Source organism: Gottfriedia sp. NPDC057991 (assembly GCF_042886615.1).
Taxonomy (GTDB): domain Bacteria; phylum Bacillota; class Bacilli; order Bacillales; family Bacillaceae_G; genus Gottfriedia.
Window position 1 is genome coordinate 297,872 of record NZ_JBHVQN010000002.1, and the last position, 22,782, is coordinate 320,653.

Here is a 22,782-nt window from a genome sequence, read left to right on the forward strand (position 1 = left end):
TATTACCTAACCACATAAAAATAAACAAACTAATTGGATTGAAAACCTCAAAAAATAAAATAAAAGCCTGATCAAAAATTAATTTTTGATTAGGCTTTTATTGATCGAATCTTCTTCAAGATTGTTTGATTGATTTTGGACTTCCTTTAAAAACTCTTTTGCTGCAAAAGAGAGGTGTTGACTTTTTAAGTGAATACAAAAAAAGGAAAGCTTTGATACATTCGACTCTAGTCCAACTAAAGGGACTGCTAAAATATTACCATTTTTAACACTATGATCAAATTTAGTAGCTAATGCACAATCAAAACCAATTGCTAGGCCCTGTGATATAAAATAATTTCTTGTTTCAGGACTATTTGAATGGAACAAAATATTAAGTTTTCCAAACTTTGAAAATGAATTAAAGTAATCAATTGTTTCTGAATTATTACTATATGCAGCGATTGGTAAATGGACAATGTCTTTAATATTGACGGTTGTTCGTTTTGCAAGCTCGGAATTTTTACTAAAACAAACTTGCAACTGGCTATCTAGAACATGATTGGTAATTAATAGTTTATTTTCTTCATTAAATTTTGGGGGAAGAGCTAGTAAGGCAATATCTGCATCTCCATTTAAAACGCTTTTCTTTGCGAGACTGTTCGCAGAAAACTCATTTATTTTCACACTTATTCCAGGATACTTATTTTTGAAACTAGCAAGCGTCTGTGGAACTATGCTTCTACATAGTGTATTAATTACTGCAATAGAAAGATTGCCTTCTATAGAGGAGATATGATGATTGGCAACTTCTTTCATTTCCTCCATTTTGTTTAATACTTCTTGTGCCAATGTAATAATTTCTTTTCCTATTTCAGTTGGAAGTAATCCAGTTCTGGAACGATCAAATACTTTTACACCAAGTTCTTCTTCTAATCCTTTAATTGATTGACTTATACCTGGGGCTGATAGATGTAGTTGTTCAGAAGTATTTGTGATTGAGCCAGTTTTTGCTATTTCGACAATATATTGTAGTTGTTCGATCCGCATGGTTTCACCTCTAGTAGAAATTTATGTAGAAATGTCCATTTCAGCTATAAAAATACCGGATATTTTCGTGAATTAACTCTAGCTTAAAGTACCATTCAAAACCATTAATTTACTATAGAATAACTTAAAGTTACGATAATTAAAAGTATTCTGATAATTATTCGAGAGACTGATTGAGTGAATTCGTTTATTCTACCAATCACTTACTATTATTTAATAGAATACGATTTTTGAATAGTATCTATATTTAAATTTACCATTTAATTAGTAGGTAAGTACACTTTTATTAGTGCTTTATCCTATAAACATTTTTACATTGATTAGTGAAGGAGAGATGAAAAATGGATTTAAAGAACAGTGTTGTGGTTGTTACCGGTGGAGCATCTGGACTTGGAGAGGCTACTGTAAAAAATGTAATCGAAAATGGTGGGAAAGCTGTCATCATTGATCTTAATGATGAGTTAGGTAATAAGCTTGTTCAATCACTTGGAGAAGAAAATGTACTTTTTGTTAAGACAAATGTAACGGATGAGTCAGAAGTTCAAGAGGCTTTAAATAAATCTGTTGAACAATTTGGTAAAGTTAACGCTTTGGTAAACTGCGCAGGAATAGGTAATGCCATTAAAACAATAAGTAAATATGGTCCGTTTCCATTAGCAGCTTTTACAAAGGTTATTCAGGTTAATTTAATTGGTACGTTTAATGTAATTCGTTTAGCTGCTGAAAAAATGGCACAAAACGAAATGAATAAGGATGGAGAAAGAGGCGTCATTATCAATACAGCTTCGGTTGCAGCTTTTGAAGGTCAAATGGGCCAGGCAGCATATAGTGCTTCTAAAGCCGCGATCGCTGGAATGACTCTACCAATTGCAAGAGATTTAGCTAATCACGGAATTCGTGTGATGACAATTGCTCCTGGATTGTTTGATACACCACTTCTTGAAACAGCTCCTGAACATGTAAGAATTGCACTCGGAGAAATGGTTCCATTCCCCAAACGACTAGGTCAACCAAGCGAATTTGCAAAATTAACTCAGTCTATCATTGAAAACCCTATGTTAAATGGTGAAGTAATTCGTCTAGACGGTGCTATCCGTATGCAACCTAAATAAATTTTTTAATAGTTAGATAGATAAAGGTCTCATGTTGTAGATTCAATAATTTGCAAAGTCGGAGGAAATAAAATGTCTTCAGCATTAAATTCTCTACGAGTATTAGACTTAACGCGTTTATTGCCTGGTCCATATTGCACGATGCTTTTAGCTGACTATGGGGCTGAAGTAATAAAAATAGAAGATACAAATTTAGGTGATTATGCAAGAGCGGGTGAACCTAAAGTAGGTGAGGATAGCGCGTTTTTTCATTCACTTAATCGTAACAAAAAAAGTATTTGTTTAGATTTAAAAAGTGAACAAGGTAAGGCTATATTTTTGAAATTGGTTGAAAAAGTAGACGTTGTTGTAGAATCATTTCGACCAGGGGTAATGGATAAGCTTGGGGTTGGTTATGAAGAATTAAAGAAAATTAACCCATCACTTATTTATTGTGCAGTAACAGGGTATGGTCAAACTGGTCCATATGCTAAGCAGCCAGGTCATGATTTGAACTATATTAGTTACGCGGGATTACTTGAGCTTTTTGGTGAACGAAATAGAAAACCGACTGTTCCACCCGTTCCAATTGCTGATCTTGGAGGCGGCGCATTATTAGCTACTGTTGGGATATTAATGGCTCTTTTTGAGAGAGAACGATCTGGAAAAGGCCAATTTATTGACATCTCAATGATGGATGGTGCTCTTTCATGGTTACAACTTAATCTGCCAGATTATTTAACCGCAAATATTCCATCAAAACGTGGTGAGCTTCAGTTATCTGGTAAAAATGCATTTTACGAAGTATATGAAACAAAAGATGGGCGTTTTCTTTCCGTTGGAGCGGTTGAACCTAAGTTTTGGAAAGAATTTTGTAGAGTGATTGAAAGAGAAGATTTGATACAAAAACAGTATGCTCCTATTCAAATTCAGGATCAAATGAAAGTTGAGATTCAAGCAATTATCTCAACCAAGACTCAAAAAGAATGGGTCGAAGTGTTTTCAAATGTTGAAGCTTGCGTTTCACCCTTGAATTCATTTGAAGATTTAGAAAGTGATCCGCAAATTATTGAAAGAGAATTGTTTCAAACATTCAATGATCCAGAGTTAGGTGAAGTAAAGCTTATCTCGCCACCTATTAAAATGTCAGAAACGCCTGGAACTATTCGTGAACTTGCACCAAAATCTGGCCAACATACAAATTGCATTTTAGCAGAACATGGGTATTCATCAGAGAAAATTGAAGAGTTAAGAAATCAAAGAGTAATTAGGTAAATTAAAATTGTTCAATAGTCAATTAAAAATAAATGAAAGCGTTTCCTAGTTTGAAAAAGGCATTTAAATGAAAGGGGAATGAAGTAAACATGAGCAAAAACGCGAAAATTATCGGTGTAGGAATGGTTAAGTTTATGAAGCCAGGAAAAAATGAACCTTATGAAATGATGGCTTCTAAAGCAATCCGAAATGCGATTCAAGATGCTGGTATTGATTTTAGAGAAATTAAACAAGCATTTGCTGGTTATGTATATGGAGACAGTACGTGCGGCCAAGCAGCGCTTTATAAAGTTGGAATGACAGGAATTCCTGTCATCAATGTAAACAATAACTGTTCGTCTGGTTCGACTGCACTCTATCTAGCTCGACAAGCTGTAGAATCAGGTGCAATTGACTGTGCACTTGCATTTGGTTTTGAAGAGATGCAACCAGGTGCCTTATCAGAGAAATGGGATGATCGTACTTCTCCTCTGAAAACATTTAATGACCGTTTAGATGAGCTAACAAATAGTAGTGTTCCAAATGGGGCAATTAAGTTTTTTGGAGAGGCAGCTACTGCTTATATTGAAAAATATGGTGCAAATCCTGATATTTTTGCAAAAGTTGCTGTAAAAACTCGTAATCATGCAATTAATAACCCTTATTCAATTTTCGATAAGCCTTTAACTGTAGAGGAAGTTTTAAACTCACAAGTTATTTGTCCACCTTATTTAACGAGATTCATGGCATGCCCACCGTCATGTGGTGCTGCAGCTGCAATTGTTTGCACTGATGAATTTGCCAAAAAACATGGAATTAAAAATGCGGTAGAGATTGTTTCACAAGTGTTGGCGACAGATACAGAGGCAACATATGAAAATGTATTGAATGTAGTTGGTGCTGAAATGACTCAAAGAGCCGCAAAAGAATTATACGAAAAAGCAGGGATTGGGCCTGAGGATGTGGATGTTGTTGAATTACATGACTGCTTTACACCAAACGAGGTCATTACATACGAAGGACTTGGTTTATGCGGTGAAGGAGAAGCAGAGACTTTTATTAATAATGGCGATAATACGTATGGCGGTAAATATGTTGTTAACCCTTCAGGTGGTTTAATGTCAAAAGGTCATCCGCTTGGAGCTACTGGATTAGCACAATGCACAGAACTTGTTTGGCAATTACGCGGTCAAGCAGAAAAAAGACAAGTTGAAAATGCAAGAATTGCATTACAACATAACTTAGGTCTAGGTGGAGCTGTTGTCGTTTCAATGTATAAGATCAACTAATAAAAACAAGATTAGAATCGACACTTAGCTTCATTTAATTTGGTTTTCACAAAGTATATAACTATGAATTTCGTAATTTATTAACCATTTAAAAATTGGAGGAATAATGATGTCTAAAACAAGTTCTACAACAAAAGCACCTACTTTTGATTTGTTTTCTACAAAAAGAGCATATTCTACTGATGAACATGAGATGTACCGTACATCATTACAAAAATTCATTGAAAAAGAAGTAAAACCATATCTTCATGAATGGGAAGAAAATGGTTACACGCCTAGGGAACTTTACAAAAAAATGGGTGAGCATGGATTTCTTAGTCCTCAAGTGGATCCAGCTTACGGCGGATTAGGATTAGATTTTGGATTTAATTTAGTTCTTGCAGAAGAAACTTCTCGCATTGGTGGAGGCATCGGTGGAGCAAGCCTTCATAGTTCAATTACAGTACCATATATCGAAAAATATGCTACAGAAGAACAAAAGCTAAAATATTTGAATGGCTGTGTGACTGGAGATATTTTCACAGCAGTTGCAATGACTGAACCAGGTACGGGCTCAGACTTAGCAAGTGTTAATACAACTGCTGTACGAGATGGAGATTACTATGTCATTAACGGCCAAAAAACTTTTATTACAAATGGTTTGAATGCAGATTTAATTTTCGTAGTTGTGAAAACAGACCCTAAAGCAGTTCCAGCACGCAAGGGTATTAGTATCATTATGGTTGAAAAAGATACGCCTGGATTTATTTGTGGACGTAAGTTGAAAAAAATGGGCGGCCATTCACAAGATACAGTTGAACTAATTTTTGAGGATGCTCGAGTTCCAGTTTCTAATCTCCTTGGAAAGGAAGGAGAAGGTTTCTATATTTTAATGGATAAATTGCAACAAGAGAGAATTATTTGCGCTAGCTCTGCATTCGCACTTGGACAAGAAATGTTAGAGTCTACGATTAGATATGTTAAAGAAAGACATGCGTTTGGTGTACCAATTAGCTCTTTTCAAAATACACAATTTGAAATTGCTGAAATGGCAACGGAATTATCGATCGCAGGAGCATTCATTGACGACCTGGCAGTAAGGCATATGAATGGAGAAGATATAACAACCCAAGCTTCAATGGCGAAATGGTGGATGACAGATAAAGCTAGAAAGATGTCTGCTCGTTGTCTACAGCTTCATGGTGGTTATGGATATATGGAAGAATATGATATAGCTCGTCAATATAGAGATGTTGCAGTTATGCCGATTTATGCAGGTACAAATGAAATTATGAAAAATATTATCGCAAAAAACCTAGGATTATAGTATTCAATTAAATTGGTATTTTTGAAAAATAATCGTTTAATGAGGTGAAATGAATGAGTTTAGTTACAGTTGAAAGAAAAGGACAGATAGCTGTTGTTACAATTGATAATCCGCCTATGAATACATTTAGTACAGCAGTAAAAGGTGAATTAAGTAAGACATTCAATGAGCTTAATTCTGATGACAATGTGTTGGCGATCATCTTAACAGGCGCTGGCCAAAGGGCTTTTATGGCAGGTGCAGACATAAGAGAGTTACCAGATAAAATTGGTAATCCAAGCCTAATGCCAGAATTTATGGATAATCATGAGTTCTTTAATTGTATTGACTTTTCTCCTAAACCAACGATTGCTGTTATTAACGGGTTTGCACTTGGTGGAGGGTGTGAACTTGCATTAACCTGTGATCTTAGAATCGCCGAAGAACATGCTCTCATTGGTGTTCCAGAAGTTAAGTTAGGGTTATTACCTGGTGCTGGTGGAACACAAAGGCTACCAAGACTTGTAGGAGAGGCAAAGGCAAAGGAACTATTATTTACAGGTGATCATATTTCTGCTGAGGAAGCGCTTCGAATTGGCTTAGTTAATCAGGTAGTTCCATCTGGAGAAGGTATGGAAGCAGCTATGAAACTAGGAGCTAAAATATGTAATAACTCACCTGCTGCATTAAGAAATATAAAAAAAGCAGTAGATGAAGGGCTAGAATTATCTATTCATTTAGCACTTGAAAGAGAGGCAGAATTGTTTCAAGAACTCTTCCTTAAAGATGATGTAAAAGAAGGAGTACAAGCATTTTTAGAGAAAAGACGACCGAATTTTTCAAAATCAATTAGCAACCAATAATAGCCTAAACTATATAAAAATTATTCTAGTTAATACAGTTAGTCACTTGTAAAACTCCGATTTGGTAGAAATTGAATAGAAAATTGATTAGTAAAAGTTTTGAAAGAACTAAGAATCATTAAATTCAAAGAAGTGGAGAGGGGAACTTGAATAAACCTTGGCTAGCAAATTATCCTGAAGAAGTTTCTTATAAAATTGACATTCCATCACTAACAATATTAGAAGTTCTTGATCAATCAGCGAAAAAAATCCCTTCTAAAATTGGCATTATTGATGGTGATCGGAAAATCACCTATTTACAATTGAAAGAAGCTTGTGAACGTGTGGCGTACGGTCTATATAAAAGCGGTTTTCGCAAAGGAGACCGGATTGCGATCATGTTACCAAATTGCCTTGAATATGCAATTGCATTTTTCGGGGTACAACGTTTAGGTGGTGTGGTTGTTCAAATCAATCCATATTTTAAACCAGAAGAATTGAAACATCTATTAAATAATTCGGAAGCTGTAGGATTGATTGCTTTTCGAGAAGTAAAGGAAAAACTGGACAAAATTGGAATGTTTGACAAAGTAAAGTTTATTACGGCAGATGAAGTGGTTAAAGAAGAGAATAATATACACCTTTGGATTGATAATGAGACGACTGAACTACCTAGTATGGATCTGCAACCAAATGATGTAGCAATTATCCTATATACAGGTGGAACGACTGGTTTTCCGAAGGGGGTAATGATTACACATTCCAATATGGCAGCAGCGCTTTATCAAGGAAGTGAATGTAGCAAGCCTATTTTAAATGAAGAGGGACATTGCCAAATGGGTATTGCTCCATTATATCATGGGCTTGGGCTATTCACTTTAGTTCAATCGATTTTTATAAGTGCAAGCTTTGTAATGGTTAAAAACTTTGACTTAGACTATATATTAACGTTAATTCGTACATATCGACCTACGATTTTTATGGGTTCTCCTACGATGTATATAGCATTGCTCAATCATCCTGATTTGTTGGAAAATGACTTATCATGCTTTAAATTATGTGTTTGCGGTGCTGCTCCTGTTCCAGTTGAAATATTGAATAAATTTGAAGAAAAAACAGGAGTACCAATTATTGAAGGGTATGGTTTATCAGAAGCAACAATTGGTGTTACTCGTAATCCTGTAAATGGAAAAAGAAAAGTTGGTAGTATCGGTATCCCATTGCCAAATACGGACGTAAAAATTGTTGATATCGCAACGGGTACAAAGGAGATGCAAGTTGGTGAACCGGGGGAGTTAATTGTAAAAGGTCCACAAGTCATGAAAGGATATTGGAAGAATCAAGCCGAATCAGATCATGCTCTCCGTGATGGCTGGCTACGCACAGGAGATATGGCAACGATGGATAATGAAGGGTATTTCTATATCGTTGGTAGAAAGAAGGAAATGATTATTACTGGTGGCTTTAATGTGTATCCAGCTGAAGTGGAAGAGGTCATTTACAAACATCCTGCAGTATTGGAGGCTTGTGTTTACGGTATCCCTGATCCTTATCGAATCGAAACAGTCAAATTGGCGATCGTTCTAAAAAAAGGATATACACTTACATCAGAAGAAATTCGAGAGTGGTGTAAAGAGAGGTTAACGAATTATAAAGTCCCACGAATTATTGAATTTAAAGAATCACTTCCGAAAACACCTGTAGGAAAAATATTGCGCCTACAATTAAAGAATGAAGATCTTCAAAAGAAGGAAATGTTGGGTCTTTAATAATTTAAGTCATCTTTTAGTAAAGTAACAACGTTTTAAATCTGAAAATTCAAAATAGTTCGGAGTGAAACTTACTTCGAGCTATTTTTACAAAAATTCCTTCCATTTAATTATTAACTCTTTAATTAATTTTAAAGGAATTTCCTGATCGTAACGTGATTTTTAAGGAGGAATATACAAGTATGAATGTTGGATCGACAATAGAAAGACATGCACGCAGTATTCCTGAAAAGATTGCAATTTATTTTAGGAATAAAAGCTATTCCTATGATCGTTTTAATCGAGAAGTAAATCGAATAGCAAATGGTTTGATAGCTGAAGGTGTGAGAAAAGGTGACAAGATTGCCCTAATGATGAAAAATTCAGACATGTTTATGTTCGTCTATTATGCCATTATGAAGGTTGGCGCTGTTGCCGTTCCCGTCAATTTCCGACTTACTACAAGAGAAATCACTTATATATTAAATGATTCTGATTCATCCATCGTATTTTTTGATGATGAATACTGTGAAGCAATTTATAAATCAACGGGGGGAAACGAAAAAATAAAATTAGTCATCTCAGTAGGTATTCGTACAGCACCAGAGCAAAAGGTTTTAGACGAAGTAATAACCAACAATGATTCCAATCCTATTATTCAAGTTGAGGAATGGGATGATGCTCAAATTTTATATACATCTGGTACAACAGGGCTTCCTAAAGGTGTCCTATTAGATCATCATCGTGTTCTTCATGCATCTTTAAGGAATGCAATGATTCAAAAAATGGATTCCTCTGATCGAATCCTTCACATTGCACCTCTTTTTCATGCTGCACAGTTAAATGTATTTATGATTACTAGTAATTTTTTAGGGTGTACTCAAGTGATTCATGAAACGTTCGATCCAGAAGAAGTACTCAAAGCAATCGATCAGTATAAGATTACTCTTTATTTTGGAGTTCCTACGATGTATAACTTCCTTCTTCAGGTTAAGGATCGAGATAAATATGATTTATCTTCAGTAACACGGTGTACATATGGGGCAGCTCCTATGCCTACAGAGCTTATAAAAAAATCAATGAAAATGTTTGAAACAGACCAGTTTATTAATTTATGTGGTTTAACGGAAGGTGGTCCAGGTGGTATTGCTTTGTTACCTTCCGAACATAAGGATAAGCTTGGAACTTGTGGAAAAGCTCAATTTAATGATGAAGCTAAAGTTGTGAATGATTTTGGTGAACAAATTAATCCAGGTGAAATTGGAGAGTTAATTCTTCGTTGTGAATCAGTGATGAAAGAATATTATAAAAAGCCAGAAGAGACACATAAAGTGCTTCGTAATGGCTGGTTATATACAGGTGATCTTGCAACAATTGATGAAGATGGGTATATCAATCTTGTTGACCGAAAGAAAGACATGATTATTAGTGGCGGCGAAAATATTTATTCATCAGAAGTTGAGCAAATTCTATATAAACATCCAAATATTCTTGAGGCGGCTGTAGTAGGGGTACCTGATGAAGTTTGGGGAGAAACAGTCGCAGCTGTTGTAGTTGCAAAGGCTGGTCAAAAACTAGATCATAATGAAATCATTGCATTTTGTCGTAATGAACTAGCAGGATATAAAGTTCCACGACTAATTTTTGAATACAATGAAATACCAAGAAATGCATCGGGTAAAGTGTTGAAATATAAGCTAAGAGACGAACTTAAAACTTCGACGATAAGAGATTAATAGCTTTAATATCTATCAAAAATTTCTTTTTCAACAAAAACGAGAAAGCACAGTATGGCTAGGGGGAGACATGATGGGAATATTTAAAAATAAAGTAGCAATAGTAACAGGAGCAGCACGTGGAATCGGAGCAGCAATTGTAAAAAGATTTGTAAGTGAAGGAGCGAAGGTTGCTATTCTAGATGTCAATCTAGCAGGTGCTGAAGAATTAGCAAATCAAATCAACCGGATTAAAGGATCCGTCATTGCCTTAAAATGCGATGTCTCAAATCCTCTTGAAGTGGAATCAGCTTTCCATGAAGTCATTGAACAGTTTGGAAAACTAGATATCCTTGTAAATAATGCAGGCGTTATTCGTGACAATTTATTATTTAAAATGTCTGAGGATGATTGGGATACTGTGATTGATGTCCATTTAAAAGGAGCATTTTTATGTTCACGAGAAGCTCAAAAATATATGGTTTCACAAAAAAGTGGGAATATCATTAACATATCTTCAATATCTGCTCTTGGAAATCGAGGTCAAGTAAATTATTCATCTGCAAAAGCTGGTTTGCAAGGTATGACAAGAACGATGGCTATTGAGCTTGGACCGTTCGGAATAAATGTAAATGCGATTGCACCGGGATTTATTGAAACTGAAATGACAATGGCGACTGCTGAAAGAATGGGCATGACGTTAGAAGAATTTACGAATCTATTACTAAAAGATCTTTCTATAAAAAGAGTTGGTCAGCCTGAAGATATTGCAAGTGCTGCAGCATTTTTAAGTTCAGATGACGCATCTTATATTACCGGCCAAATATTATATGTAGCTGGTAGAACTACAGTTTAATAGAAAGTGATTGCTGTATAGGTGGAAATATATTTCGCTTTTAGACATGGTAATAGGTGAACGATCAACATTAGTTAAACAAGGGGAGAGAGAAAATGAACGTCAATGAATTATTTGATTTAAAGGGAAAAACAGCCATTGTTACAGGTGGAGGACGTGGGCTTGGGGAACAAATAGCTATCTCATTAGCAGAAGCTGGAGCTAATGTTGTTGTTTGCTCACGAAAAGTAGACGCATGTCAAGAAGTAAGTGAGAAATTAAAAAAATTAGGCGTACGTTCACTAGCCCTACAATGTGATGTCGTTAATCATGAAAATATCGATCATGTTATTCAAAAAACCCTTGAGGAGTTTGGAACAATCGATATATTGGTTAACAATAGTGGAGCTACGTGGATTGCACCAGCTTTAGATATGGAATCTGATAAATGGGATCGGATTATGGACATTAACTTAAAAGCTGTTTTTCTATTTTCACAAGCAGTAGGTAAGGTAATGGTTCAACAAGGTTCAGGTAAAATTATTAATATTGCATCTATTACTGGTTTTGGTGGACAAGATCCTGAAGTTACGAATGGTATTGGATATGCTACAAGTAAAGGCGCGGTTATTAATTTTACAAAGGATTTAGCAGTGAAACTTGCACCATATAATATCCATGTAAACGCAATTGCGCCAGGTTTTTTTCCGACAAAAATGACAAATGGACATTTAGATAATATTGGCGAAAAAATTCTAGCAAGAACTCCAGCTAACCGTTTTGGTTCAAACAATGATATGAAAGGGCCAGCTTTGTTTTTGGCTTCTAAAGCATCTGACTATGTATTTGGGCACATATTAGTTGTTGATGGTGGGGTAGTTGCTCAAGTCTTGTAAAGATAAAAATAGAAGGTTAAATTTTTGAAAATTATGTTAATTTTATCTATAAAATATGTGTTCAGTTAGTTTAGTGGAGGGAATGACATGCCAGGAACAATAGAAATTGAAAAAAATAGCTCAAGTTTAGAACTACTTTGGCGTCAAGCATTTCAATTCGTTGATATGTGGGCAAATGGAGAGACACATCGCGAATCTGTTCTTCTTCAAACGATAAGGTTCTTAGCAGACAACTTGAAGCAGTCAAAAACTAATATAAATGATTTTTCAAAACATATTTCGAATGAGCTGTATGAATTAGAAAGAGCGTCAAGAGAAGAAATATTAATGTCGACAGCTGTCATACAAAGAATTTTTCCTTTTAGATCGTTTGAGGAAATTAACAATCGATTTGACAAATATAAAAACCAAACTTATGAGGCTTTTTTTACGACAATTGATCATCTTACAAATGATAAATTAGTAGAAAAATATATTTGCGACCTAGAAAAATATATTGAATTTAAGCGGAATAATAGAAATCAATTTATGGAATATTTGAAGGAAACATCAACGATATTCCAACCTAACCAGTATCCGTTTATTCATCAATTAACGACACATTTAAAAAATCTACTTTTCCCATTTAATAGTTATATGGAACGCTCATACTCGTATAAATGCAAGGAGGATCAGACATGAAAAGTGAGAAAACGATAAATCCATACGGTATGTTTAGCAGATTATATGGTCAATGGGAAACGCAAGTGAATGATCTTATTAGTCTTTCCACTAATAATAAAGAATTTGTTAAGTTAGCAGGAGTAACTTCAGATACAAATACACGTTACCAAGAAAGGTTAAATAAAACGCAAGAGCTATTAGCAAATCATTTAAATTTACCGACTAAAGTTGATATTGCAAACTTAGCTAAATTAACGATTCAATCTGAAGAAAAACTAGATTCATTGGAAGAACAAATTTGGGAACTACAAAATACAGTGAGTTCTTCAAATAGAGATATTCAAAATTTAGTAAAGGTAACGAATGAAACGATCAAACTGATGAAACAACATAAAACTGAATTGATAAAAACAAAGCAAGAACTAATTGAGTTAAAAGAATTACGTTCAGAAATACAAGACATTAAGAATGAATTATCTAATTTCTATGGCTTAAAGGAGGAAATTTCAATTCTATTAATGTTTATGAATGAAAGAAATAAAGAGAAACCTCTAGAACAAGAGCTTGAACTAACATATTCAAATTCTAAATAATTTTACAAAAAGGGGGAGCAATTTTGGTAACTACTACCGAAAATAAAACTAACATTCCACCTCTTGATTTTGAAAAAGAGTTAAATAGATGGAATGAGGTTATGAATATTATTAATAAACCTAAGCCAAAAATTTATCCTACTCCTAAACAAAAAGTATGGAAAAAAAATAAGGCAACCTTATATTATTATCCACCTGATGAAAAAAAGTATGAAGTTCCGATCTTTTTAATTTTCTCTTTACTTAATCGACCTTATATTTTAGATTTTGCTCCAGGTGCAAGTGTTGTAGAAGGCTTAGTAAAACTTGGATATGAAGTGTATTTATTAGATTGGGGAATTCAAGGCTACGAAGATAAAGAGATGAATCTAGAAGATTATATTGACGACTTTATTAAAAAAGGAGTCCAACGTGCATTACGACATTCGTCAGCAAATGAAATCACGTTACTTGGTTATTGTTTAGGTGGTGTACTTGCTTCAATTTATGCTGCAATCGCAGAGGAGCCAATAAAAAATCTAATTGTGGCTACTGTTCCTATTGATTGGAGTGTGAATACTCTTCCAGACAAATGGCTAGAAGGATTAAAACAAGGGACATTAAATATGGATCGCTGGATCGATGTTTACGGTATACTTCCAGCGTGGCTAGTTTACGGATTGTTTCAAGCTTTCAATTCTCCAATTAACAATAGCCCATACGTTAATCTAATTGCCCGAGCGGATGATAAACGGTTTGTTAAAAGCTGGAGTCGTATTAACAATTGGATGAAAGACCAGGTTCCATTTGCAGGAGAAACATTCCGACAAATAATGAATGATATTATTATCGAAAATAAAGTAATAAAAGGAGAATTTTCGGTAAGAGGTAAAAAGGTAAACTTAAAAAATATTAAGTCCAATTTATTAGCAATCTCGTCTAAAAACGACAATCTTGTCCTGGAAGAACAAAGTCGACCAATTATGGATTTAGTTTCTAGTGAAGACAAGACCTTTCAAACAGTAGAAGCTGGACACATAAATTTGGCGCTTACAGGTAAACTTGCTGGGATAGCAGATCAATGGTTAAAAACACGTTCATAAGAGGAAAGGGAATAATAAAAATAAGAGGGGTGTTTTCCCCTCTACTTCTAACCCGCCTTATTAGTAAGTGGATGTTTACTTAAAAAAGCTTTTATCGATTCATTATATTCTTTTGCTGATTCTATTTTAGCAGCATGACCTGTATTTCTAAGGATAACTAATTCGGAATTTGGAATCAATTCGTGCATGCATATTTGGATCCAAACGGGGAGTAATGTATCATATTGCGCTCCAATGATTAGTGTTGGTACATTAATCGTTGGTAAAAGTGAACGGTATTCTATATTTTTTATGGAATCCATTGCAAAAGGGACACCTTCTCTTGGTCTATAAAAATAATCAATTGCATCCATATTTTCCTTATTCCAAGAATAGAAACAACTCCTAGCTGTAATCTTTTTTCTTAGACTAGTCGGTAAATATTGCGAACGAGTTTTTACGTACTTGAAAAGTGGGCTGCTATAAGGCTTAAAGGCGGAATAAGTAGTACACGTAAGAATTAAAGATTTACACATTTCAGGAGCCTGACGATAGATTTCCTGAGCAACAATACCACCCATTGACAAGCCACAAATGTGTGCGTTTTCAATTTGTAGTTGCTTAAGCAAACAAATAACGTCTTTCGCAAAGTTTTCGATCGTAATTCCTTCTAATGTTTGGTTATCACCATGGCCTCTAAAATCCGGAATAATAAGGTCATATTCACTAGCTAACTCAAATTGTTTAAACCAGCTTTCTTTACACGAAGATAATCCATGAAGTAGAACTAAAGGTTCTCCTTTGCCCATTCGTAAATATGGCATTTTACTTTGATCAACTACGGCTTCATACATGCAAACCACCACCCATTTATAGTTATTTGTAATTCTATTAACTATATTTGATTAATAAATTCTATCTATTATTAATTATTTCCTTTTTTTTTGAAATATGACACATATATGTAAATTACAAGTATGAGTATTGTACTTAGGATGACAATTATTTGATGAAATGGGGTAAGTAAATGAGAACTGTATACTTAGTAGAAGCAGTTAGAACTCCAATTGGGAATTTTGGAGGTTCACTTAAAGATGTAGGAGCAGTACAACTCGCAAGTGCTGTGATAAAGGAGGCTTGGAAACGTTCTAATCTTCCTGCAGAATGCATAGATGAAGTAGTTCTTGGAAATGTTTTCAAGGCGGGACTTAAAGGTAATCCAGCCAGGCAAGCTGCAATCAATGCGGGTCTACCAGTGTCTTTACCAGCTATAACAATTGACAAACAATGTGCTTCAGGGCTTCGAGCTGTTACATTAGCATACCATCAAATAGTATCCGGTGACTCAAATATCGTTATAGCAGGTGGAACAGAAAGTATGAGCAATGTGCCTCATTTGTTATTTGATTCAAGGTGGGGTAAAAAGATGGGAAATTTTAATACAATTGATGCACTTTTTCATGATGGGCTACACTGTGCAATAGAAGGATATCATATGGGAATTACAGCAGAAAATTTAGTAGAACGCTATAACATTTCTCGTGAAGAGCAGGATGCTTTTGCTTTAGAAAGTCAGAAAAAAGCGTTACTTGCTAGATCGCTAGGTAAATTTCAGGAAGAGATTGTCCCTATAGAACTTAAAGGAAAGCAAGGTACATCTTTATTTAATGAGGACGAATATATAAGGGATACTACTCTACAAAAATTACAAAATCTTAAACCAGCTTTTAAACAAAACGGAACAGTAACGGCAGGTAATTCTTCAGGTATAAATGATGGTGCGGCTGCTCTGATTGTTGCTTCCGAACAAGCAGTAAGGGAATTCAACTTAAAACCACTTGCTAAAATTCGTTCAGTTGCAAGTGCTGCTGTTTCACCAGAAATTATGGGGATTGGGCCAGTACCAGCAACTAAGAAAGCACTGATTAATGCAGGTCTTACAATAAATGATATTGATCTAGCAGAATTGAATGAAGCATTTGCTGTGCAAGTATTAGCTGTGCAAAGAGAATTAGGATTATCTGAAGAAAAAATAAATGTAAACGGTGGAGCGATTGCATTAGGACATCCTGTTGGTTGCTCAGGTGCACGTATTTTGGTTACCTTAGTTCACGAATTAAGACGTCAAAGGAAACAAATCGGTTTGGCATCCTTATGTGTAGGAGGGGGACAAGGTGTCTCAATTATTATTGAAGCCGTTTAATCGAGTAGTAGTAGTTGGAAGTGGCTTAATGGGTACAGGCATTGCGCAAGTTGCTGCACAAAATGGTTTCCAGGTGACGTTAGTTGATCGAACTGTAGTAGATTTAGAGAGAGCAATGCATCAAATTCGAACAAATCTCCTTAAGTTATTTCAATCGGAGAAAATTAATGAATCACAAATGAAACGAACGCTAGAAAACATTTATACAACGACAGAATTAAAAGATTCCAAATATTGCGATTTTGCTATCGAAGCAGTCCCAGAAAAATTAGAAATAAAGCAACAAATTTTTAAGGAATTAGATAGGTTAATGCCAGAAAGTGCCATTCTAGCAAGTAATACTTCTTCACTTTCTATTGCTGCAATAGGATCTGTTACGTCTCGTCCTGACAAAGTTGTAGGAATGCACTTTTTTAGCCCAGTTCCTAAAATGAAATTAGTGGAGATTGTTCGTTCTGTCAATACAAGTGATGAAACGCTACAAGTAATTCGCGAAATTGGAGAAAGATTACAGAAGCAGATCATCATTGCAAACGATTATCCTGGATTTACTGTAAATCGTGTATTAGTTCCAATGTTAAACGAAGCAGCTTTTTTAGTCATGGAAGGAAATGAAGTAGAAGAGATCGATAAGGGGATGTTGTTAGGTGCTAATCATCCAGTCGGTCCATTAAGATTATCAGACTATGTAGGCATTGATGTTTTACTATTTACACTAGAAAGTTTGTATGAAGGTTTTAATGATTCAAAATATAGACCGTGTCCATTATTAAAACGAATGGTAGAGGCGGGACACTTAGGTAAAAAAAGCGGTAAAGGGTTTTATAAATATTAAAGGGAGGGATCCGGTTGATTCTTGGAGTAGAGCAACAAATGATACAAGAAGTAGCTCGAAAAATAGCGAAAACTCACTTTGAACCAAAGGCTGCTGAAGTAGACCGTTTAGGCGAAACACCATGGGACAACATCAGAATGTTAGCACAGAATGGATTATTTGGTGTAAATGTACCTGAAATGTTTGGTGGTTCCGGAGGGGATATGCTAAGTCATGTTGCGACGATTGAAGAGGTAGCAGCTGCTTGCGCATCTACATCCGTTGCTTTATCTACACAGGCGTTAACGATTGCACCTTTTTTAATTGCAGGGACAAATGAACAAAAGAAGCAATATGTCACTCCGCTTGCCAAAGGTGAAATACTCGGATCCTTTGGTATTACTGAACCTGGTGCAGGCTCTGATGTAGCAAGTGCTACAACAACTGCTAAAAGATATGGAGACGAGTATATTTTAAATGGACAAAAAGTTTTTATTACGAACGCAGGTGACTCTGAAATTTATGTGTTTGTCACGCGTACATCACAAGATCGAACAAATGGAATTACCTTATTTGTTGTAGAAAAAGATTCACCTGGCTTAAGGTTTGGGAAAAAAGAAGACAAAATGGGCATTAGAGGATCTACGACAAGAGAAGTATTTTTAGAGGATGTAAAGGTTTCAAGACATAACATACTAGGTCATGAAGGTGAAGGATTTAAGATTCTTATGAATGTGTTTAACGAAACTAGACCAGTTGTAGGAGCGCAAGCAGTTGGGATTGCAAAAGGTGCATTTGATTACTCTGTTAATTATGTGAAAGAACGAAAACAATTTGGAAAATCGATCGCTAGTTTTCAAATGGTCCAATCGATGCTAGCAGACATGAAAATGCAAATTGAAGCTGCCAGATTACTTGTTTATAAGGCTGCTAGTATGATCGATCGAAATGAAAACAATATAGCACCTTATTCCTCAATGGCAAAATGTTTCGCGTCAGATGTAGCAATGAAGGTTACTACTGATGCCGTTCAGTTATTAGGAGGATATGGATATATAAAGGATTATCCAGTAGAGAGAATGATGCGAGATGCAAAAATTACCCAAATTTATGAGGGGACAAACCAAATACAGCGTATGATTATCGGTAATCACATTTTACGGGACTAACATTAAAGTTGGTAATACCTTTAGAGGTTGTTAAAGTTTTACTCCTCAGTGAACGGATAAGTTGTTAATCTTATAGTCCGTAAATTGTATTCCTAATGAAGTTTTATTAATTTTAGGATTTATTTAATAAAACAAATAAATAATTCCAAATTAGATTAGGTAGGAGAATAAAGCTAACATGAAGAATATAGAACGACCAAATAATGAGAATTTCCTTGAAAAAATAAATTTGAAAAGGAAGAAGGAGTTACAGATTTGTAATGGGCAGTTTGATGATGAATTTCGAATCGAATTTGAAGATGAGGCCTGTCAAGCAGCGAAACAGATAGGATATCCTGTGGTGATGAAAATGTTAACAAAGGAATTTCATTTGGATTTAGCTGATGGAATCGTAAAATCCAATATTCAAAATGAAAACGAACTTAGAAAAAATTATAGTGAAATGATGAAAGAAGTAATAGAAAGATTTCCTAAAGTTAGTATTGATGGAGTACTGATAAAAAAATTATACAGTAGGCAGAATTTCTTGTCGAAATGATCAAAATTACACTGGCAGTTCAAAGAATAAAGGAGGAGAAAAAATGAGTCAAAAAGTAAATAAACCAAAGGAAAACAAAAAAACAGAGGAACAATATTTTTTAGATCCATTTTTTGAAACATTGTGGGATCAATATGAAAACTCTTTATCAATTTCAAGAAGACGTCGTGAGCAAAGATTAAGAGGGATTGTAGATACATTAGACAAAACAACAAAGTTTAATGAAGAATATCGTGAAACATTAAAAGCTTTTTTAATTGATGTCAGTAATATGAATAATCGTTCTATCGTGAAACGATTCAAAAACAAGATTGAAAAAACAAATGAATCATCTGATACAGAAATGATCGAGCAACCAGCTGATGGAACAAATCGTAAATTAGAAAAAATGATGTTAACTCCATTAAATTCATCATTTGATTTGATTGATAAAGTAGAAAAGAATTTGAAAGAAAATAGTGAATCGTACATTGATTATGTAATTGAAAGAAGTAATGAATGGTCTGTTGTTACAGATAATTATTTAAACAAATTTAGATTTAGTCATCAAAAGATCAATCATCGTATGGAAGATCGTGTTCGTTTGTTAATCACACAAGTAAATAATATTTATCGCATTAATAATCAAACTAATTCTTGATCAGATAAATTGATTATAATTTAGTTGAAGAGAGTTAGGCTAATAAATGGAACCCTACTAAACCGTTATGTTAGTCAATTGTTCTTTAATTTTACAAACTAGATTTCAAGAATGAGAAGACCTAAACCAATATAGGTTTGGGTCTTTTTTTATGGTTTTTAACAGCAAAAAAGAAGTGAGAGTAACGTTTATTGAAGCTAAAAATTTCTTTTCTGAAATTCAGTAATATACCGATTGATAAATTCTTTTGAAATAAGAGAATTGCTTTTCGTTTCTTTTTGAATCCAACCGACAGATTTTGAATCTTGAACAAAATCTTCAATTTCAAGAAGGGATAGTTCATGCTTTTCATTATTGGGAAGTCCTATGAATGAAAGGTCATAGCCTGCTGAAATTGCTAAATTATCTTTTAATGCTCTTGTTAATGCACTAGTATTATTGGTTTTAAACCATACATCAATTTTACCGATTGATTGATTGAAATGATCTACAAATTCGTTTACATATTCCTCGTTATATAGTACGAATGGATACTTTAACAACTCCTTGGCAGGAACCTTTTTAAATGAAGATAATGGAGAGTTCTTACCAACAAAAACGACAATATGACCCTCCCAAATTTTTGTGAAGATTAGTCCTGCATTTTTTTTATCCATATTTTCATTTAATCCAATCAATCCAATATCCACCTTATTCTGATGAAGATCATTTAATATATCGCCGGATCCTTTTTCGGAAATTTGGATTTGAACATTCGGATAATCCTTTTTAAAATTTGAGATTGTATTAATTAAAATTTCCATTCCAATAGGGATTGCTGCGATTCTAAGTTCTCCAACAGTGATTCCATTTTGATTGTTGGCTTCTTCTTTAATTTCCTCTAGTGACGAAATGACGTCTAACATTTTTAAAATTATATTTTTCCCTTCTGGTGTTGGTACGGCACCGTTTCTAGATCTTGTAAATAATTTAATACCTAATTCGGTTTCTAAGTTAGAAATCGATTGGCTAATTGCAGATTGAGTAACATGTAGATTATTTGAAGCTGTTGTGATTGATTTCGTTTTAGCTACTTCTACTACATATTGTATTTGATCTATATTCATTATTTCTCCTTTCCATTAGTTCAGCTAATGGATATATAAAAATGTTTAAATATATCTTAACAAAAAATACTGCTAAAATAAAAACGAAATCATATAAAGGGGATGTTTTGATTGAGATTATTGAATAAAACAGCAATCGTAACAGGTGGAGCTAACGGGATTGGAAAAGCGACTGTTCAAAAGTTTTTAGAACAAGGCGCTAAAGTTGTATTTACAGATATTAATGAAGAAGCAGGTAATAGAACATTAGACGAAATGAAGAAGATTTCTGATTATGTCGTTTTCATTAAACATAATGTACAGCTAGAAACGGATTGGATTAATGTTGTAAATGAAACAAAGAAAAATTTCGGTTCAATTGATATTTTATTCAATAATGCAGGTATTTTTAGTTCAAAACCTGTTACTGAATATGAAACAGAAGAATGGAATCGCTTACTTGGTATAAATGTAACAGGTGTTTTCTTAGGTATGAAGCACACTGTACCATTTATGCGTGAACAAAAAGGTGGATCAATCATTAATACTTCTTCAATTGCCGGATTAAAAGGTACTGCTAATGCAACTTTATATGGTGCAAGTAAAGGCGCTGTACGTATAATGACAAAAGATTTGGCTAAAGAAGTTGCTGCTGATCAAATTCGTGTAAACTCGATTCACCCAGGTGTAATTGAAACAGCTATGGGATCAGATCTAGCATCTAGTCTTAACGCATCTAATGAACAATTAGCAAAAACAATTCCTTTAAAACGACTAGGTACTCCTGAGGAAATCGCAAACTTAGTACTATTCCTTGCATCTGATGAGTCTAGCTTTATTACTGGAACAGAAATGGTCGCTGACGGTGGAATGACAGCTTAAAGCATTTCATTTTACAAATATAGACTATGTTAAATGGGGGGGGGGAAATATATGTTATTAAAAGATAAAGTTGCAGTTATTACAGGTGGAGCTTCTGGAATTGGAAAAGCAACTGCATTGAAATATGCAAAAGAAGGTGCAAAGGTTGTCGTAGCTGACTTTAACGAAGCTGGAGCAATTGAAACAGTAGAACAAATTAAAGTATTGGGTGGAGAAGCTATTGCATTCAAGGTAGACACTACTAAATTTGCTGAAGTAGAGTCTTTAGTAGATTTTACAGTTAAAACTTATGGAACAATCAACGTAATGTTTAATAATGCTGGTATTGGTGCAACGAATCTAATAAATGAATTTGATGAAGAAACTTACCAAAAAGTTATTGCTGTAAATCAACATGGAGTGGCTTACGGTATCGCATTTGCTAGTAAAAAAATGATTGAGCTTGGTGTAAAAGGTGTCATCATTAATAATGGCTCAGTTTATGGCTATCTAGCAAATAGAGGAGCACTAGCTTACAATGCTTCTAAAGGGGCGGTTGTGATGATGACAAAAACTTCAGCTCTTGACCTTGCTCCATATGGAATCCGCGTTGTTTGTGTAGCTCCTGGTTTTGTTAGAACACCAATCACTCATGTATTAAAAGAAAAAGGTGTAGAAGATTTATATAAAAATTTCCAAATGAGAAAAGAGTTTATTGAACCAGATGATATAGCAGGGATGGTTTGTTTATTAGCAATGGAAGAAGCAAATGTTGTAAATGGAAGTACTGTTATGTTAGATGATGGTCTTACTGGTTTTAAAGCACATGCTGAATACTAATTAATATTCAGTTAATTATTTAGACCATCTATAAAAATGTCCATTCGAATTGAAAGTACACTTTAGATATAACTGTGATCAGTTGTGTTTAAGTGTACTTTCTTTAGTTATGTACGGATCATTCTAGTACATCTTTTTCTTTATATACTCGTTATAGTTCTTCAAGTAATCATTCATTACGAAGCTAAGGTTAGCTTTATTTAGATCTACACAAAATACATGTTTAAATTCTACATTCACTTGAAATCGAATAGTGTTTATAAGATAATCTTTTTTTCAAAATGAGATGGTATCCTTTGGTTCGAGAAGTCCTTTCAATGGAGGAAATGCT

Annotated in this window: 22 protein-coding genes; 19 read left to right on the forward strand and 3 right to left on the reverse strand. The window is 34.4% G+C overall.

Annotated elements, in window-relative coordinates; all coding sequences use genetic code 11:
* Window positions 1-78 precede the first annotated feature (78 nt).
* On the reverse strand, window positions 79-1,029 hold the full coding sequence (locus ACFVR2_RS08990; RefSeq protein ID WP_387360913.1) for a LysR family transcriptional regulator: 951 nt from the start codon (window positions 1,027-1,029) through the stop codon (window positions 79-81).
* A 341-nt stretch (window positions 1,030-1,370) separates the two neighbouring features.
* On the opposite strand from ACFVR2_RS08990, the gene ACFVR2_RS08995 reads away from it, so the two are divergent.
* The 12 genes from ACFVR2_RS08995 to ACFVR2_RS09050 all read left to right on the forward strand — a co-directional run bounded on the left by ACFVR2_RS08995 (window position 1,371) and on the right by ACFVR2_RS09050 (window position 14,322).
* The gene (locus ACFVR2_RS08995; RefSeq protein ID WP_387360915.1) at window positions 1,371-2,141 is read left to right on the forward strand and encodes a 3-hydroxyacyl-CoA dehydrogenase; all 771 of its coding nucleotides are present in this window, start codon (window positions 1,371-1,373) and stop codon (window positions 2,139-2,141) included.
* Window positions 2,142-2,213: 72 nt separating this feature from the next.
* The gene (locus ACFVR2_RS09000) at window positions 2,214-3,395 is read left to right on the forward strand and encodes a CaiB/BaiF CoA transferase family protein (RefSeq protein WP_387360917.1); all 1,182 of its coding nucleotides are present in this window, start codon (window positions 2,214-2,216) and stop codon (window positions 3,393-3,395) included.
* 89 nt (window positions 3,396-3,484) lie between these two features.
* Complete coding sequence (locus tag ACFVR2_RS09005) at window positions 3,485-4,663, forward strand: lipid-transfer protein (RefSeq protein WP_387360919.1); 1,179 nt, start codon at window positions 3,485-3,487, stop codon at window positions 4,661-4,663.
* A 109-nt stretch (window positions 4,664-4,772) separates the two neighbouring features.
* Window positions 4,773-5,969, forward strand: coding sequence for an acyl-CoA dehydrogenase family protein (locus tag ACFVR2_RS09010; protein WP_387360921.1), 1,197 nt, complete (start codon window positions 4,773-4,775; stop codon window positions 5,967-5,969).
* Window positions 5,970-6,022: 53 nt separating this feature from the next.
* Window positions 6,023-6,811 (forward strand): enoyl-CoA hydratase/isomerase family protein, encoded by a 789-nt coding sequence (locus ACFVR2_RS09015; protein WP_387360923.1) that lies wholly within the window; start codon window positions 6,023-6,025, stop codon window positions 6,809-6,811.
* Window positions 6,812-6,957: 146 nt separating this feature from the next.
* On the forward strand, window positions 6,958-8,559 hold the full coding sequence (locus tag ACFVR2_RS09020; protein ID WP_387360925.1) for a long-chain-fatty-acid--CoA ligase: 1,602 nt from the start codon (window positions 6,958-6,960) through the stop codon (window positions 8,557-8,559).
* A 182-nt stretch (window positions 8,560-8,741) separates the two neighbouring features.
* Window positions 8,742-10,274: a class I adenylate-forming enzyme family protein gene (locus tag ACFVR2_RS09025; RefSeq protein WP_387360927.1), complete on the forward strand. Its 1,533-nt coding sequence runs from the start codon at window positions 8,742-8,744 to the stop codon at window positions 10,272-10,274.
* Window positions 10,275-10,344: 70 nt separating this feature from the next.
* On the forward strand, window positions 10,345-11,109 hold the full coding sequence (locus ACFVR2_RS09030; RefSeq protein WP_387360929.1) for an SDR family NAD(P)-dependent oxidoreductase: 765 nt from the start codon (window positions 10,345-10,347) through the stop codon (window positions 11,107-11,109).
* Window positions 11,110-11,204: 95 nt separating this feature from the next.
* A complete protein-coding gene (locus tag ACFVR2_RS09035) occupies window positions 11,205-11,984 on the forward strand; it encodes an SDR family oxidoreductase (RefSeq protein WP_387360931.1) in 780 nt (259 codons plus the stop codon).
* Between the two features lie 87 nt (window positions 11,985-12,071).
* Window positions 12,072-12,665, forward strand: a complete 594-nt coding sequence (locus ACFVR2_RS09040) for a hypothetical protein (protein ID WP_387360933.1) — start codon at window positions 12,072-12,074, stop codon at window positions 12,663-12,665.
* Window positions 12,662-13,240, forward strand: coding sequence for a polyhydroxyalkanoate biosynthesis repressor PhaR (locus ACFVR2_RS09045; RefSeq protein WP_387360935.1), 579 nt, complete (start codon window positions 12,662-12,664; stop codon window positions 13,238-13,240). The genes ACFVR2_RS09040 and ACFVR2_RS09045 overlap by 4 nt, the downstream gene beginning before the upstream one ends.
* Before the next feature lie 23 nt (window positions 13,241-13,263).
* On the forward strand, window positions 13,264-14,322 hold the full coding sequence (locus ACFVR2_RS09050; protein WP_387360937.1) for an alpha/beta fold hydrolase: 1,059 nt from the start codon (window positions 13,264-13,266) through the stop codon (window positions 14,320-14,322).
* A gap of 47 nt (window positions 14,323-14,369) precedes the next feature.
* Here ACFVR2_RS09050 and ACFVR2_RS09055 read toward each other — a convergent pair whose 3' ends face one another.
* A complete protein-coding gene (locus tag ACFVR2_RS09055) occupies window positions 14,370-15,155 on the reverse strand; it encodes an alpha/beta fold hydrolase (RefSeq protein WP_387360939.1) in 786 nt (261 codons plus the stop codon).
* Window positions 15,156-15,328: 173 nt separating this feature from the next.
* Here ACFVR2_RS09055 and ACFVR2_RS09060 point away from each other — a divergent pair, with 173 nt between their 5' ends.
* From ACFVR2_RS09060 to ACFVR2_RS09080, 5 genes are all read left to right on the forward strand, one after another.
* Window positions 15,329-16,504, forward strand: coding sequence for a thiolase family protein (locus tag ACFVR2_RS09060; RefSeq protein ID WP_387360941.1), 1,176 nt, complete (start codon window positions 15,329-15,331; stop codon window positions 16,502-16,504).
* Window positions 16,476-17,339, forward strand: coding sequence for a 3-hydroxyacyl-CoA dehydrogenase family protein (locus tag ACFVR2_RS09065; protein WP_387360943.1), 864 nt, complete (start codon window positions 16,476-16,478; stop codon window positions 17,337-17,339). Before ACFVR2_RS09060 ends, ACFVR2_RS09065 begins: the two co-directional genes overlap by 29 nt.
* An 8-nt stretch (window positions 17,340-17,347) precedes the next feature.
* Window positions 17,348-18,487 carry an acyl-CoA dehydrogenase family protein gene (locus ACFVR2_RS09070; protein ID WP_387361732.1) on the forward strand — a complete coding sequence of 380 codons (1,140 nt, stop codon included), beginning with the start codon at window positions 17,348-17,350 and terminating at the stop codon, window positions 18,485-18,487.
* 178 nt (window positions 18,488-18,665) lie between these two features.
* Window positions 18,666-19,025 (forward strand): acetate--CoA ligase family protein, encoded by a 360-nt coding sequence (locus tag ACFVR2_RS09075; RefSeq protein ID WP_387360945.1) that lies wholly within the window; start codon window positions 18,666-18,668, stop codon window positions 19,023-19,025.
* 43 nt (window positions 19,026-19,068) lie between these two features.
* Entirely contained in the window at window positions 19,069-19,665 is a 597-nt protein-coding gene (locus ACFVR2_RS09080; RefSeq protein ID WP_387360947.1) for a hypothetical protein, read from the forward strand.
* Between the two features lie 197 nt (window positions 19,666-19,862).
* On the opposite strand, the gene ACFVR2_RS09085 is transcribed toward ACFVR2_RS09080, so the two are convergent.
* Window positions 19,863-20,771, reverse strand: coding sequence for a LysR family transcriptional regulator (locus ACFVR2_RS09085; protein ID WP_387360949.1), 909 nt, complete (start codon window positions 20,769-20,771; stop codon window positions 19,863-19,865).
* A gap of 111 nt (window positions 20,772-20,882) precedes the next feature.
* Here ACFVR2_RS09085 and ACFVR2_RS09090 point away from each other — a divergent pair, with 111 nt between their 5' ends.
* Together ACFVR2_RS09090 and ACFVR2_RS09095 are read left to right on the forward strand one after the other, a co-directional pair.
* Window positions 20,883-21,632 carry an SDR family NAD(P)-dependent oxidoreductase gene (locus ACFVR2_RS09090; protein ID WP_387360951.1) on the forward strand — a complete coding sequence of 250 codons (750 nt, stop codon included), beginning with the start codon at window positions 20,883-20,885 and terminating at the stop codon, window positions 21,630-21,632.
* Window positions 21,633-21,683: 51 nt separating this feature from the next.
* Window positions 21,684-22,451: an SDR family NAD(P)-dependent oxidoreductase gene (locus tag ACFVR2_RS09095; RefSeq protein WP_387360953.1), complete on the forward strand. Its 768-nt coding sequence runs from the start codon at window positions 21,684-21,686 to the stop codon at window positions 22,449-22,451.
* The last annotated feature ends 331 nt before the right edge of the window (window positions 22,452-22,782 follow it).

Bases quoted from the DNA above. Each gene is read 5' to 3' on its own strand.
- ACFVR2_RS08990 (WP_387360913.1), bottom strand. From the start codon at position 1,029: ATGCGGATCGAACAACTACAATATATTGTCGAAATAGCAAAAACTGGC.
- ACFVR2_RS08995 (WP_387360915.1), top strand. From the start codon at position 1,371: ATGGATTTAAAGAACAGTGTTGTGGTTGTTACCGGTGGAGCATCTGGA.
- ACFVR2_RS09000 (WP_387360917.1), top strand. From the start codon at position 2,214: ATGTCTTCAGCATTAAATTCTCTACGAGTATTAGACTTAACGCGTTTA.
- ACFVR2_RS09005 (WP_387360919.1), top strand. From the start codon at position 3,485: ATGAGCAAAAACGCGAAAATTATCGGTGTAGGAATGGTTAAGTTTATG.
- ACFVR2_RS09010 (WP_387360921.1), top strand. From the start codon at position 4,773: ATGTCTAAAACAAGTTCTACAACAAAAGCACCTACTTTTGATTTGTTT.
- ACFVR2_RS09015 (WP_387360923.1), top strand. From the start codon at position 6,023: ATGAGTTTAGTTACAGTTGAAAGAAAAGGACAGATAGCTGTTGTTACA.
- ACFVR2_RS09025 (WP_387360927.1), top strand. From the start codon at position 8,742: ATGAATGTTGGATCGACAATAGAAAGACATGCACGCAGTATTCCTGAA.
- ACFVR2_RS09030 (WP_387360929.1), top strand. From the start codon at position 10,345: ATGATGGGAATATTTAAAAATAAAGTAGCAATAGTAACAGGAGCAGCA.
- ACFVR2_RS09035 (WP_387360931.1), top strand. From the start codon at position 11,205: ATGAACGTCAATGAATTATTTGATTTAAAGGGAAAAACAGCCATTGTT.
- ACFVR2_RS09040 (WP_387360933.1), top strand. From the start codon at position 12,072: ATGCCAGGAACAATAGAAATTGAAAAAAATAGCTCAAGTTTAGAACTA.
- ACFVR2_RS09045 (WP_387360935.1), top strand. From the start codon at position 12,662: ATGAAAAGTGAGAAAACGATAAATCCATACGGTATGTTTAGCAGATTA.
- ACFVR2_RS09055 (WP_387360939.1), bottom strand. From the start codon at position 15,155: ATGTATGAAGCCGTAGTTGATCAAAGTAAAATGCCATATTTACGAATG.
- ACFVR2_RS09060 (WP_387360941.1), top strand. From the start codon at position 15,329: ATGAGAACTGTATACTTAGTAGAAGCAGTTAGAACTCCAATTGGGAAT.
- ACFVR2_RS09075 (WP_387360945.1), top strand. From the start codon at position 18,666: ATGAAGAATATAGAACGACCAAATAATGAGAATTTCCTTGAAAAAATA.
- ACFVR2_RS09080 (WP_387360947.1), top strand. From the start codon at position 19,069: ATGAGTCAAAAAGTAAATAAACCAAAGGAAAACAAAAAAACAGAGGAA.
- ACFVR2_RS09085 (WP_387360949.1), bottom strand. From the start codon at position 20,771: ATGAATATAGATCAAATACAATATGTAGTAGAAGTAGCTAAAACGAAA.
- ACFVR2_RS09095 (WP_387360953.1), top strand. From the start codon at position 21,684: ATGTTATTAAAAGATAAAGTTGCAGTTATTACAGGTGGAGCTTCTGGA.